This is a genomic window from Streptomyces roseicoloratus, from assembly GCF_004117935.1.
GTDB classification, from domain to species: Bacteria; Actinomycetota; Actinomycetes; order Streptomycetales; family Streptomycetaceae; genus Streptomyces; species Streptomyces roseicoloratus.
The window spans coordinates 128,019-142,353 of sequence record NZ_SDOY01000166.1; the positions used below are offsets into that span (position 1 = coordinate 128,019).

Sequence of the window (14,335 nt, forward strand, 5' to 3'; positions counted from 1 at the left end):
GAGCGCCCCGGCCCTGCTTGTGAAGCTTCCGCGGGGATTCCGCCAAGGAGATCGAGCGCGCTCGTGAGTCTTTGACGGGGATTCCCCGTGGTCCACCGGGCGAGCCTGCCTCGCACGTCCGCTCGAACTCGTCGGTAACCCGTCCTGGCCTGCCGTAACGCCCGGAAGAGGGCCCCCGTCGGCCCGGCTGCCGCGTCAAGACGGCCGGGTATGGTCGGCCCGGTTCACTCACCCGGGTGAAACCCGTCGGGGGACTTCGTACGGGACATGCGCACGGCAAGACGACCGAGGACGTTCGAGGCGAGGCACACGGATGGATGGTCCGCACACCACGTCGGCCGACGGCGGTCGCGGGGGAGGCTGGTTCGGGGACGGTCCGGCGGGGCCGGACGCCGCCGTCGAGGACACCTCCGACGCCGGACTGCTGCGCCGCACCATGGCCGAGATCGAGCCGGTCGCCGACAAGGCGATCGCCCACTTCTACGCCCTGCTCTTCCTCCGCCACCCCGAGGTGCGGGAGCTCTTCCCCGCAGCGATGGACACCCAGCGCGACCGGCTCTTCAAGGCGCTGCTCACGGCCGCGACCCACGCGGACGACCCCGCCGCGCTCACCGGGTACCTGACCCGGCTCGGCTGCGGACACCGGAAGTACGGGACGCTGCCCGGCCACTACCCGGCCGTCGGCGAGGCGCTCATCGGCGCCCTGGCCCTCCACGCGCCGCGCACCTGGGGACCGAGGACCGAGGCGGCGTGGGTGAGCGCGTACACCACCGTCTCCCAGATCATGATCGACGCGGCCGCCGCCGACGAGCTCCGCGCCCCCGCCTGGTGGCACGCCGAGGTCGTCGCGCACGAGCGGCGGACGCCCGACATCGCCGTCGTCACCGTCAGGCCCGACCAGCCGTACCCCTTCCTCGCCGGCCAGTACACCGCCCTCGAGACGCCCTGGTGGCCGCGCGTCTGGCGGCACTACTCCTTCGCCTCCGCGCCCCGCCCGGACGGACTGCTCTCGTTCCACGTGAAGGCCGTGCCGGCCGGCTGGGTGTCGAACGCGCTCGTCCACCGCGCCCGCCCCGGCGACGTCCTCCGCCTCGGCCCGCCCACGGGCTCCATGACCGTGGACCACACGCGCGACAGCGCCCTGCTGTGCCTCGGCGGCGGCACCGGCATCGCCCCCATCAAGGCGCTGGTCGAGGACGTGGCCCGGCACGGCCGGCGGCGGACCGTCGACGTGTTCTACGGCGCCCGCAGCGGCCACGACCTGTACGACATCGACACCATGCTGCGCCTCCAGCAGTCCCACCCGTGGCTGTCCGTCCACCCCGTCCTCGACGACGACGCGGCCGGACTGCCCACCGGCGGCCTGCCGCAGGCCGTGCGCGCCTCGGGGCCATGGGACGCGCACGACGCGTACCTGTCCGGCCCGCCGGGACTCATCCGGCGCGGGGTCGACGCCCTCGTCGGCATCGGCATCCCGGCCGGGCGCATCCGACACGACTCCCTCGAAGAACTGGCCGGAGCCGCGAGTTGAGCACCTTCGAACACGCCGCGTACCCGCACGACCACCCGCCCGTACGCACCACCCGCCCGGGCAGCGACGGCGAACACCTCGTGCAGCAGCGCATGGGCAGCACCGGGCGCGCCGACCGCTTCTACGCCGACCAGGTCCTCGACCGGCTCAACGCCCGGATGCGGGAGTTCGCGGCGGAGCAGGAGATGTTCTTCCTCGCCACGGCCGACCGGCACGGCGAGTGCGACAACACCTTCCGCGCCGGGCCGGTGGGCTTCCTCCACGTCCTCGACGACAGGACCCTCGCCTACCCCGAGTACCGTGGCAACGGCGTCCACGCGAGCCTCGGCAACATCGAGGAGAACCCGCACGTCGGCCTCCTCATGGTGGACTTCCTGCGGCACCGGATCGGTCTGCACGTCAACGGGCGGGCCCGGATCGTCGCCGACGAGGAGATGCGCCGCACCCGGCACGGGCTCGGGACCGACCCCGTGCCCGGCCGCCGGTCCCTGGTGTGGGTGGAGGTCACGGTCGAGGAGGCGTACATCCACTGCGCCAAGCACATCCCGCACCTGCAGAAGGTCCCGGCGGGCGGCGCCGGACGTCCGTGGGGCACGGACGACGCGAAGCGCAAGGGCGGGGACTTCTTCGGCGCGGCCGCCGACGCGCCGCGCCGCGGCCCCTTCCTGCCGCCGCCGCGCGCGGACGCGGCCACCTGGCGGGCCGAGGCCGCACGGCTCCTGGCGCGGGCCGAACGGCACGGCGGCGACGCGGACACGAGGTCTCCCGCCTTCAGCGGCTGGTTCAGCCGGACGTCGGCCGTCTGAGGCCCGCCGCCGGACGCCGGCCGTCCGCGGGGCTCTGCCGGAGACGCTGCCGTCCGGGGCCCGCCGCCGGCACTCCGGCGCGAAACGGAACCTCGCCAATCCGCCGAACGTCTCGACGGAAGCGCTTCCGGTGGGCAAAACTGTCCCCCAACTGGCCGAAGAGAAGGCCTAGTTGAACGTCATCTGTCGATGTACGGGGGGATATGGCATGGCAAGAACCGGCTACAGATGGTCGGCACGTCTCGCGGGAGTGGTGGCGGGAGCGGTACTGATCGCCGGCGGGACGGCCGGCGTCACGTACGCGGCCGACGCCACCGGCACGGACGTACGCGCCGAGACGACCTGGCTTCCCACGGTCGAGATCAACAACACCTTCGCGGTGGTCGCGACCCCGCATCCGGACACCGTCGGCTGCGACGGCTTCCAGGTGACCGGGTCGGGCAGCTCCCTGGGCAAGCCGCTCGGCAACGGCGGCACCTGGTCGCAGACCGAGACGGCGTGCAAGGCGACCATCCCCGGCAAGTGGGACATCAAGGGGACCGGGACGATCACGGAGCCCAACGGCGAGAAGCTCACCATCAGTTACAGCCTCACCGCACCGGTGACCACGGACACCATGGTCTACCCGACCGGCACGTTCACCATCACCGGAAGCACCGGCAACTGGGCGTTCGCCCGCGGCGGCGGCAAGATGAGCGCCCGCGTGAACATGCTGGACCACTCCCGCGTCACCAGCATGCTGGTGGGCGACATCGAGTACCTGGGCTGATCCCGCACCCTGTTCCGACCGTGGCGGGCGACGGCATGCCGTCGTCACCCGCCACCACCCGCACGTCCGCGCAGCCGGCTCCGCCATCGGGGCCGGCTGCGTCCTTCTTCCCGCACCGTCAAGGAGGCCGCACCATGAAGAGCACGATGCAGGACCGCGAGCTGCTCGTCCGCGACATCCTCATGCACGGCCAACGCGTCTACGCGGACAGCCGGGTGGTGCGATGTGCCGACGGGCCGCACGCCCGCTCCTTACAGAGCTTCGCCGAGATCGCGGGCCAGGCCGAGCGGCTGGCCGCCGCCCTGGCCGGGCTCGGCGTGCGGCCGGGCGAACGCGTCGCCACCCTCGCCTGGAACACGCCCGAGCACCTGGTGGCCTATCTCGCCGTCCCGAGCATGGGCGCGGTGCTGCACACCCTCAACCTCCGCCTCCACCACGACCAGTTGGGCTACATCGTCGAGCACGCCGAGGACGCCTTCCTCCTCGTCGACGCCACCCTGCTGCACATGCTGGCCCCGATCCGGGACCGGCTGGGCAGCGTGCGCCACCTGGTCGTCATCGGCGAGACGACCCCGGACGCCCTCCCCGACGTGCCCGGCCACATCGCCGTCCACCGCTGGGACGAGCTGCTCGCGGCCGAGGAGCCCGGCTTCGTCTGGCCCGACCTCGACGAGCGGGAGGCGGCGGCCCTCTGCTACACGACCGGCACCACCGGAAACCCCAAGGGCGTGGCCTACAGCCACCGTTCGATCATCCTGCACACGCTCGGCGTCTCGGCCAGCGCCGGATTCGCGATGCACGACGGCGACCGCGTCCTGCCGATCGTGCCGATGTTCCACGCCAACGCCTGGGGCTGGCCCTACGCCGCCTGGCTCGCGGGCTCCGACCTGATCATGAACGGGCGGCTGCTGCACACCGAGGACCTCACCCGCGTCATCAACGAGGAGCGGCCCACCGCGGTGGCCGCGATCTGCACCATCTGGAACAGCCTCGTGCACCACGGCGAACGGCACCCGCTGGACCTGAGCGGCGTACGGCTCGCCGGCTGCGGCGGCGCGACCCCGCCGCGCGCCCTGCTCCAGCGGCTCAAGGACCGCTACGGCGTCCGTCTGAAGCAGGGGTGGGGGCTCACCGAGACCAGTCCGCTGGCCACCTTCGCCGTTCCGCCGCACGGCACCCCGGACGAGGACGAGGTGGACTGGCTCGCCAAGAGCGGCCGGCTGATGCCGTTCGTCGAGGCACGGCTGATCGCGGAGGACGGCAGCGAACAGCCCTGGGACGGAACCTCCGTGGGAGAGCTGGAGCTGCGCGGACCGTGGGTCACCGGCTCGTACGTCGACACCGAGGACTCCCCGGAGAAGTTCCACGACGGCTGGCTGCGCACCGGCGACCTGGGCGTCATCGAGCCGGGCGGCTGGGTGGTGGTCAGCGACCGGCTCAAGGACGGCATCAAGAGCGGCGGCGAGTGGATCTCCACCATCGAGCTGGAGAACGCGATCATCGAGCACCCCGCCGTCCTCGAGGTGACCGTCGTCGGCGTGCCCGACCCGCGCTGGGAGGAACGCCCCCTGGCCTGCGTGTCGCTGGTGCCGGGCGCGGAGGCCGACGGCGACGCGCTGCGGGAGTTCCTGAACGGGCGAGTGGCCCGCTGGTGGGTGCCGGAACGCTGGTCGTTCGTGGACGCGGTGCCCAAGACCAGCGTCGGCAAGTACGACAAGCGGGCCGTACGGAAGCTGTACGCGGACGGCGCCCTGGACGTCTGGGCCCCGCCGGGCGCGGACACCCAGGGGCCGACGCGGCCCTGACCGTGGGGGCGTGACGGACCGGTCCCGGTGTCGCCCTGACCGGCCCTGCGGCCGCCCCGGTCCTGCGGCCGCCCCGGCCCTGCGGCCGCCCCGGCCCCCGGGCGGCCGGGGCCCGGCCCCCAGGCCCGCCTCGACCTCATGCCGAAGCGCCCCGGGTCCCGGATCACCGGGACTTCCGGGGCGCCTCGCCCTCTGCTCGCGGCTCGGCGGCCGTCAGGCGGCCGTCAGCCGGGCCGCCGCCTCGGCCAGCAGTTCGCGCTGCTCGTCCGGGCCGAGGCCCAGCTCCCGTACCATCCGCAGCGTCAGCACCAGGCGCGCCTGGACCGTCGCCCGCGGGTCGGGGTGCTCGACGGCCGGCGCCGTGTCCCGCAGTGCCGCGGCGATCAGCTCGGCGAGGTACGCCGCGTCGAAGTCCTCCGCGCCCGCCTCCAGAGAGCCGAGGAAGCCCGCGACGTAGCCGTCGACCTCCTCCGCGGACGCGCCCTGCGGGAAACGGCGGCGGGCCGCGATCCCGAACCCGGCGCCGACCGCCCGCCCGAAGTCCGGGTCGGCCGGGTCGAGCGCGCCGCCCTTCTGCGCGAAGCCGATGAAGTCGAACGCCAACAGGGCGCCCAGAAAGTCGAGTTCAGCGGTGACGGAACCGCTCGGTGAAGTCGTGGTGTCGGTCATGACGGCTCGCCTTCTGCCGTGGGGGAAGAGGTCGGGGTGCCCTGGGCGGCGGCGACGATCGCCGTCGCGACGTGCTCGGCGTCCCGGCCGACGAAGCCGATCAGCGCCGAGCCGCGGGTACGCATCCGGTACAGGCCCAGGTAGTAGCTGCCGGGCACCGCGCCCACGCCGCCGGTCTGCCGGGGCTGCCCGTCCTCGTCGAGCAGCTCCGGGTCGAGCCAGCTCCAGTCGGTGCGGTAGCCGGTCGCCCACACCACCGCCGACGGCTTGACCCGCTCGCCGTCCGCGGTCAGCAGCTCGGCGCCCTCGGCACCGGTGATCCGGCCCATGGTCCGCAGCGCGCCCGCGGCGAGGAGCTCGGGCACCCGGTCGCCGACGACCGGGTCCGGCGCCTGCATGTTCACCGGCAGGCTCATCACGCCGAGGACGCTCATCCACCAGAACATGTCCCGGCCCACGACGGTCTGCGGCAGCGGCGGCGACACCGCCTCGCTGCAACTGAGCACCACGTCGTGCGTCGCGGCCAGCTCCACGGCTATCTGTCGGCCCGAGTTGCCGTCACCGACCACGACCACGGTGCCCGGCGGCACCTGTCCCGGCCCGCGGTACTCGCCGGTGTGCAGGGTGTGCACGTCCGGGCTCAGCCCGGCGGCGAAGTCCGGCAGCCGGGGCAGACCGAACGCACCGGTCGCGATCACGACCTGACCGGCCCGGCACTCGCCGTGCCCGGTGGTCAGGACGTAACCGTCACCGTCCCTGCGCAGCGACCGCACCCGATGGTCCGTCAGCACCGGCAGCTCGAACCGCTCGGCGTAGTCCCGCAGGTACGCCACCACCTCGTCCTTGCCGGGGTAGTGCGCGCCGTCGCCCGGGAAGGGCAGGCCCGGCAGTCCGGAGAACTGCGCGGACGTGAACAGCTTCAGCGAGTCCCAGCGCCGCTCCCAGCTCTCGCCCACCTCGTCGCCCGCGTCGAGCAGCACGCACCGCACGCCCGCCCGCCGCAGGTAGTAGCCGACGGCGAGCCCGGACTGGCCCGCCCCGATGACCGCGACCGGCACCTCGGCCGGCAGCGCGCTCATCGGCCCGCTCCGGTGCTGTTCCGGTCGGCCTCGTCAATTCGCATACCGCATGTCCTCACGTCGTGGACCTGGATCCCGCCGGACCCGCAGGACCGGTCCGGGCTGGACCGGCCGGGCCGCGTACGGGACGGGCCCGGCCGGTTCGGTTGGGGGCGACCCGTGACCGGCCCGCCCTCGGGCCGGCCGGTCACGGCCGCTCGTGTCCCGGGTCGGCCGGCCGGCCGACCCGGTCAGCCGGCGTCGAGCGCCCGGCGCAGCTCGCCGGCGAGCACGCGCAGCCGCTCGCCCCGCATCACCGTGTAGTGGTCGCCCGGCACGTCGACCAGGGCGGCCTCGCCGGTGAAGTACTCCATCCAGCGGCCCGCGGTCTCCGCCGTCGCACCGCCGTCCGCCGCCCGCAGCGACAGCACCCGGCCGGCGAAGGCGCTGGGCGTGTGCCGCAGCAGGGCCCGGTAGTTGTTCCGGAACCGGTCCACGATCGCGGTCAGCGTGCCGAGGTCGATGTCCTCGGACAGCGCCCCCGCGGCACGCGCCTCGGCGTGCAGCACCTCCACCGGCGGGCGACCGTCGAACGCCTCCGGCCCCGGCTCCCACTCCACTCCGGCCAGACCCGCCAGATCCCGCGCGAACCACGACAGCAGCACCTCGTCGGAGACCTGCCCGCCCACGGCCGGACCGGGCTCCACCATCAGGTCGACCACCGCCAGCAGATCGACCTCGGCACCGGCCGCCGTGAGCTGCGTCGCCATCTCCAGGGCGATCACGCCGCCCATCGACCAGCCGCCGAGCCGGTACGGCCCCTCCGGCAGCGCCTCGCGGACCGCGGCGACGTAGTGCGCGGCCATGTCCGCCACGCTCGGCAGCTCCGCGTCCGGGAGCTGGAGCGCGTAGAACGGCTGCTCCTCGCCGAGGAGTTCGGCGAGTTCCGCATAACAGAGCACGTCACCGCCGACCGGGTGGACGAACACCAGCGGGGTCCGCGAACCGGTGGTGCGCACCGGGACCAGCGCCCGGCGTTCCTGCTCGGCGCCGGCCTCCCGGACCACCTGCGCCAGCAGCTCGATCGTCGGCCGGGCGAAGAGCGTGGACAGCGGCAGGCTGCGGCCGAGACCGCGGGCGATCCGGGACATCAGACGCACCGCGAGCAGCGAGTCACCGCCGAGCTCGAAGAAGCTCGCCGTCACCCCGATCTCGCCGACGCCGAAGAACTCCGCCCAGATCTCCGCGAGCCGGTGCTCCACCTCGTCGCGCGGGGCGACGAAACCGGAACCCTCGGCCGCGACCTCGTCGGGCGCGGGCAGCGCCGCCCGGTTCACCTTGCCGTTGTCGCTGAGCGGCAGCTCGTCCAGGACCAGGATGCGCTGCGGCACCAGATGCTGCGGCACGACCTGGCGCAGCGCGCCGGAGATCTGCTGCTCGGTGTCCTCGCGGCCCTCGTCCAGGACGACGTACGCGATCAGGCGCTTCGGCCCGTGCTGCTCGCCCGCCGCGACGACCGCCGCGGCGCGGACGCCCGCGCACTGGGTGAGCGCGGCCTCGACCTCGCCCAGCTCGATGCGGTAGCCGCCGATCTTCACCTGGGAGTCCTGCCGGCCGAGGAACTCGATGGTGCCGTCCGGCAGATAGCGTCCCAGGTCACCGGTGCGGTACAGGCGCTCACCGGTCACCGGGTGGTGCAGGAACGCGGCGCTCGTCTTGGCCTCGTCGTTCAGATAGCCGCGGGCCAGACCGACCCCGGCGATGTACAGGTCGCCCGGCACCCACACCGGGCAGTGCCGCATCGCGCCGTCCAGCACGTGGAAGCGCTGGTTACGCATCGGGCTGCCGTACGGAATGCTCACCCAGTCGTCCCCGACCTCGCCGATCGGGTGCAGGATCGACCAGATCGACGCCTCGGTGGCACCGCCGAGGCTCCACAGCTCGGCCTCCGGCAGCAGCAGCCGGATGCGGCCCGGCAGCGTCACGGGGATCCAGTCCCCGCTCATCATGACCAGCCGCACCGGCAGCCCGGTGAGCCCGTTCGCGAGGGCGTGCTCGGTGAACATCTCCATCAGCGCGGGCACGCTGTTCCAGACGGTCACCCCGTGCTCGGTGACGAGCTCGGCCCAGCGGGCGGGCTCGCGGTGCGCCGCCGGCTCCGGCAGCACCAGGGCGCCGCCCACCGACAGCAGTCCGAACACGTCGTAGACCGAGAGGTCGAAGTTCATCGCGGACAGTCCGAGGGCCCGGTCCGCCGCGGTGACGTCGTAGCGCTCGTTGAGGTCGACGATCGTGTTCAGCGCCGCGCCGTGCTCGATCATCACGCCCTTCGGCAGACCCGTCGAGCCGGACGTGAAGATCACGTAGGCGAGGTCGGACGGTTTCGCGCCCGACGGCCCGAGCGGACGCTCGTCACCCTTGTCGTCGGCCCGCACCACGACCCTGGCCACGTCCTCGGGCCAGTCCGCCGCCCCGTCCACCCACGGCTGGGTGACGACGCGGCCGATCCCGGCGCTGTGCAGCAGAACGTGCAGCCGCTCCGCCGGCACCCGCGCGTCGATCGGGACGTATGCCGCCCCGGCCCGCAGGATGCCGAGGGCCGCCACGACCTGCTCCCAGCCCTTGTCCATGACGACCGCCACCAGGTCGCCGGGACCGGCTCCCAGGTCGCGCAGCCGGTGCGCCACCTCGTTGGACCTGCGGTCGAGGTCCGCGTACGTCAGGTCCAGCGCCTGCGTGAGCACCGCGGGCGCGTCGGGCGTCGCCGCGGCCTGCGCGAGCACCGCCTCGTGCAGCAGTCCCTCGGGCACCGGGCCGTCGGTCGCGTTGGCCGCCGCCCGTACCTCCAGGTCGGCCGCCGGCGTGAGCACCGGCCTCGGCCGCTGCCAGGCCGCCGCGTCGCGGCACAGCCCCCGCAGCAGGTCCTGGTAGGCGGCGAACATGGCGTCGACGCAGCCCTCCGGGAACAGCTCCTCGATCACGTCCCAGTTCAGGACGAGCTCGCCCGCCTCCTCGACCGCCTGGTGGTCGAGCCACACCTGCGGCGTGCGGACCGAGCTGCTCACCTGACGGCCGTTCTCCCCGATGCCGTTGAGGTACTGCACGACGCCGCGCCGCTCGGTGTCCTGCTGACCCGCGAAGTTCACCAGGCTGGTGAAGACGACCGGCGCGGCCGCCCGCATCGAGGCGCCCCGGGCCCGGTTCAGCTCCCGCAGCACCTGCACACCGCTGACCTGGCTGTGCTCCATGTCGCTCCACAGCTGACCCTGCACGTCCGCGGCGCGGGCGGCGAACGACTGGGCCGCGTCGTCGCGGATCTCCAGCATCAGGGTCGTGGAGAAGTTGCCGATGACGTCGCCGACCTGCGGGTGCAGAGGCTGCCGGTTGAAGTACAGCAGGTTCAGCGAGAAGTGCGGCGTGGCGCTCCACTCGGCGATGACCTGCGCGTACGCGGTGCACAGCGCAGCTGAAGGGCTGATCCCGGCCGCCGCCGCGTGCTCCTTGAACCGGTCCCAGTCCTCCTTCGCCAGCGTCGCGCCGCGGTGCGTGAACACCGGCCGCTCCAGGCTCGACGGGCTCACGGCCAGCGGCAGCTGGGGTGCGCCCGGCAGGGTGTCGAAGCGGTCACGCCAGTACGCGAGCGCCCGGTCGTACTCCGGCCCGGACTCCAGCGCGCGGGCCTGCCGCACGTAGTCCCGGTAGCGCAGCGTCAGTTCCGGCAGCGTCTCGCCGCGGTAGTGCGCGGCCCACTCCTTGAACAGGATCGACGTGCTGAAACCGTCGATGATCAGGGCGTCGAAGCCGGCGTGCAGCCGGACCGCCCGCTCGTCGATCCGCGTCACCCGCACGTCGAACAGCGGCCAGCGGGCGGTGTCGAAGACCTGGTGGCGCATCTCCTCGTGGACGGCGGCGAGCGCGGCCTCGCGACCCGCCTCGTCCAGGCCGGAGACGTCGGTCTCGCGGATCACGTACGCCGGGACCTCCCGCAGCACGCGCTGCTCGCCCTCGGCGGTGAAGACGGCCCGCAGCTGGTCGTGCCGCTCGATCATCGCGCGGAGGGACGCGCCGAGCCGGTCCAGGTCCACGTTCTCCAGGTCGATCTCGATCTGGAAGTACGTGGAGGTGTTGCCGAGTTCGAAGGCGTCGCCGCGTCCGACGAGGTAGGCCTGCTGGAGGTCGGTCAGGGGGAAGGGCGCGTAGCGGTCGGCGTCGTCGGCAGCGGGCTCGACGAGCGCCCCGGGCGCAGCGTCCTCCGCGGCCTGCGCCCCGGCACCGCTCCGTGCCCCGGCAGCGTTCTCCGTCCTGGCTCCGTTCTCCGTCTGGGCGTCGTTCTCCGCCTGGGCTTCGTTCTTCCCCTCCGTTTCGCTCTCCGCCTCGGTTTCCGTGTCCGCCTCGGCGGCGCCGAGGGCGGAGAGGACGTCCTCGGCGATGTCGTCGCCGCACCGGCCGTTGAGGAACGCCGTCATCGGCAGCTGGACCTCGAACTCGCGGTTCAGCGTCGTCCGGATCTTCATCGCGATCAGCGAGTCCAGCCCGAGTGCCTGCAACGACTGCCGCGCGTCGAACCGCGCCACCGGGCTGCCCAGGGCCTGCGCGACGGTCCGGGCCACCCGGGCCCGCACGGCCTCGGGTGCGAGGGCGGGCTCGGCCGCGGGAGCAGCCTCCGGCACGGTGGCCGGTGCCGCCGGGACGGTCGTGGCGGGGGCCTGGCGGCGCGACTCGGGCCGCGCCGTGGCCACGGCCTCGGCGGTGGGCGCCGGAGCGGCGGCCGGCAGGGCCGCCGGGCGCGTCAGGGCGGTGGCGAAGCGGACGCCGTCGGCCTCCGCGGCCAGCCGGCCGTTCGCGCCGACGAGCCGGATCCGCGCCCGGGTGCCGGTGCCGTCCTCGAACAGCTCGGCGTGACAGCGCAGCCCGTCCCGCAGGGCGCAGCGGTCGTAGTGGACGAAGCGCTCGACAGCGACCGGCACGAGGGCCGGACCGTCCACGGGGAAGCAGGCCAGAGCGGTCTGGAACATCGCGTCGACCACGCCCGGGTGGATCAGGTACGGCTCCGCCTCGCCGGGTACGGCGGGCCGGATCTCGGCCGTGGCCTCGCCCCGGCCGAGCCTGATCCGCTCCACCCAGCGGACGGCCGAACCGAGGTACATCGCCCGCTGCCACAGCAGCCGGTACAGCTCGTCGCCGCTCAGCTCGCGACCGGACCCGACCGTGGCCAGCGCCACCGTCGGCGCGGCGGCCGCGCCCGGCCGGACCCGGCCCTGCGCGTGCAGCCGCCAGGCACCGGACGCGTCCTGCGCGTAGTGACGGAACCGGCCGTCGTCCACGACGAGCTGGGCGGCCCGCTCGCCGGCGGACGCCGACGAGCCGCCGCCGAGCGGTTCGAGCACCAGGTCGAGGGGCAGTTCCAGGTCCTCGACGGACACCGGACCGGGCCCGGCGATCTCGGTGACCGCCTCGATCACCGTCTCCAGGAACACACCGGCGCTGACCATCGGCCGTCCGCCGAGCACGAAGTCACCGAGGCACGGGTGCGCGTTCGGGTCGAGCCGCGGTGCGAACTGGGCCTGGGCGAGCGGCGACGACGGCAGTCGTACGCCCAACAGGCCGACGGACTCCGCCGGTTGCGGAGCGGGCGGTGCGGAGGAACGCGGGGCGCTGGGCCGGCCGGTGGCCTCGGCCTCGAGCCAGTAGTGCCGGCGCTGGAAGGGGTAGGACGGCAGCTCGACCGTACGGCCGCCGTACGGGCGGAGGAGACCGGGCCAGTCGACGCTGACGCCGTGCGACCAGGCCTGGGCGGCGGACTCGGCGAACCGGGCGAGGCTGCCGGTGTTGCGGTGGAGGGTGCCGACGGCGCTGGGGGTGTGGCCGAGGGCCTCGAGGGTTTCGGTGATGCCGTTGACGAGGACGGGGTGGGGGCTGACCTCGATGAAGACGGTGTCGGGTGTGGCGAGTTGTTGGATTACCTCGGCGAGGCGGACGCGGTTGCGGAGGTTGCGGAACCAGTAGGCGGCGTCCAGTTCACGGGTGTCCAGGACGTCGCCGGTGACGGTGGAGTGGAAGGCGATGCGTCCGGCCTGCGGTCGGATGCCTTCCAGCTCGTGGGCGAGGGTGTCGTGGATTTTGTCGACGTGGGGGGAGTGGGAGGCGTAGTCGACGGGGATGCGGCGGGCCCAGATGTCGGTGGTTTCGCAGTGGGTGAGGAGGGCGTCGAGTGCGTCGGGTGTGCCGGCGACGACGGTGGAGGAGGGTCCGTTGACGGCGGCGATGGAGATCTGGTCGTGCCAGGTGGTGAGGAGTTGTTCGGTTTGGGTTTCGGGGATGCCGAGCCAGGCCATGCCTCCGCCGCCGGAGAGGGCGCGTAGGGCTTTGGAGCGGAGGGCGATGACGCGGGCGCCGTCTTCCAGGGTGAGTGCGCCGGCGACGACGGCTGCGGCGATTTCGCCTTGGGAGTGGCCGACGACGGTGGTGGGGTTGATGCCGTTGTGGCGCCAGAGGGCGGCGAGGGCGATCATCATGGCCCAGGAGGCGGGTTGGACGACGTCGACGCGGTCGAGGCCGGGGGCGTTGTCGTCGCCGCGCAGGACGGCGGTCAGGGACCAGTCGACGAAGGGTGCGAGTGCTGTCTCGCACTCGGCGATGACGCGGGCGAACTCGGGGGAGGAGTCGAGGAGTTCGCTTCCCATGCCGGCCCACTGCGAGCCCTGGCCCGGGAACACGAACACGGCACGGGAAGAGGACACTCCGCTGACGCCCTCGGACTCGCCGGACGCCAGCGCCTCCAGACCCGCGAGCAGGCCCTCAGGCCCGTCCGCGCCGGAGACCACGGCCCGGGACTCGAACGCGGAACGCCCGGTGGCGAGGGAGTGGGCGACGTCGGCCGGACTCAGCTCGGGATGGGCCCGCACGTACGCGGCGAGTTCACCCGCGGCCGCTGCGAGCGCGTCCGCCGTACGACCGGACACGACCCACGGTAGGGCGGAACCGTCGAGGGGCGCCTCCGCCGCGTCGTCCGTCGGCTCTTCGTGGCTGGGGGCTTCGGCGAGGATGACGTGGGCGTTGGTGCCGCTGATGCCGAAGGAGGAGACGCCGGCGCGCCGGACCTTGTCGCCCTTCGCGGTCCAGGGTCGCGCCTCGGTGAGCAGCTCGACGCCGCCCGTGTCCCAGTCGATGAGCTCGCTGGGCTTGGTGACGTTGAGTGTGGCGGGCAGTTCGCCGTGGCGTAGGGCCATGACCATCTTGATGACGCCGCCGACTCCGGCGGCGGCCTGGGCATGGCCGAGGTTGGACTTGAGGGAGCCGAGCAGCAGTGGCTGGGTGTCTTCCCGGTCGCTGCCGTAGGTGGCGAGCAGGGCCTGGGCCTCGATCGGGTCGCCGAGTACCGTGCCCGTGCCGTGCGCTTCGACGGCGTCGACGGCCGAGAAGTCGAGTCCGGCGTCTTGGACGGCGGCGCGGATGACGCGCTCCTGGGCCGGACCACTCGGTGCCGTCAGGCCGTTGGAGGCGCCGTCCTGGTTGACGGCGGATCCGGCGACGACGGCGAGGATCTGGTGGCCGAGGCGGCGGGCGTCCGACAGTCGCTCGACGACCAGGACGCCGACGCCCTCGGCCCAGGCCGTGCCGTCCGCGTCGGCCGAGAACGACTTGCACCGCCCGTCCTCCGCCAGACCGCGCTGGCGCGAGAACTCCACGAAGATGCC

General features: G+C 73.4%; 7 protein-coding genes. 4 read left to right on the forward strand and 3 right to left on the reverse strand.

Annotated elements, in window-relative coordinates:
• The first annotated feature begins 313 nt into the window (after positions 1-313).
• The 4 genes from ESG85_RS29380 (at position 314) to ESG85_RS29395 (ending at position 4,911) form a co-directional block, all read left to right on the forward strand.
• The gene (locus ESG85_RS29380; protein WP_128984205.1) at positions 314-1,531 is read left to right on the forward strand and encodes a globin domain-containing protein; all 1,218 of its coding nucleotides are present in this window, start codon (positions 314-316) and stop codon (positions 1,529-1,531) included.
• A gap of 92 nt (positions 1,532-1,623) precedes the next feature.
• Positions 1,624-2,337 (forward strand): pyridoxamine 5'-phosphate oxidase family protein, encoded by a 714-nt coding sequence (locus ESG85_RS29385; protein ID WP_181019149.1) that lies wholly within the window; start codon positions 1,624-1,626, stop codon positions 2,335-2,337.
• 208 nt (positions 2,338-2,545) lie between these two features.
• On the forward strand, positions 2,546-3,106 hold the full coding sequence (locus ESG85_RS29390; RefSeq protein ID WP_128984206.1) for a hypothetical protein: 561 nt from the start codon (positions 2,546-2,548) through the stop codon (positions 3,104-3,106).
• 134 nt (positions 3,107-3,240) lie between these two features.
• Complete coding sequence (locus ESG85_RS29395; protein WP_128984207.1) at positions 3,241-4,911, forward strand: long-chain fatty acid--CoA ligase; 1,671 nt, start codon at positions 3,241-3,243, stop codon at positions 4,909-4,911.
• 213 nt (positions 4,912-5,124) lie between these two features.
• Here ESG85_RS29395 and ESG85_RS29400 read toward each other — a convergent pair whose 3' ends face one another.
• The 3 genes from ESG85_RS29400 to ESG85_RS29410 all read right to left on the reverse strand — a co-directional run bounded on the left by ESG85_RS29400 (position 5,125) and on the right by ESG85_RS29410 (position 14,326).
• Positions 5,125-5,580 carry a hypothetical protein gene (locus ESG85_RS29400; protein ID WP_128984208.1) on the reverse strand — a complete coding sequence of 152 codons (456 nt, stop codon included), beginning with the start codon at positions 5,578-5,580 and terminating at the stop codon, positions 5,125-5,127.
• Entirely contained in the window at positions 5,577-6,659 is a 1,083-nt protein-coding gene (locus ESG85_RS29405) for a flavin-containing monooxygenase (protein WP_128984209.1), read from the reverse strand. Before ESG85_RS29405 ends, ESG85_RS29400 begins: the two co-directional genes overlap by 4 nt.
• Before the next feature lie 230 nt (positions 6,660-6,889).
• Positions 6,890-14,326, reverse strand: a complete 7,437-nt coding sequence (locus ESG85_RS29410; protein ID WP_246095364.1) for a hybrid non-ribosomal peptide synthetase/type I polyketide synthase — start codon at positions 14,324-14,326, stop codon at positions 6,890-6,892.
• Between the last annotated feature and the right edge of the window lie 9 nt (positions 14,327-14,335).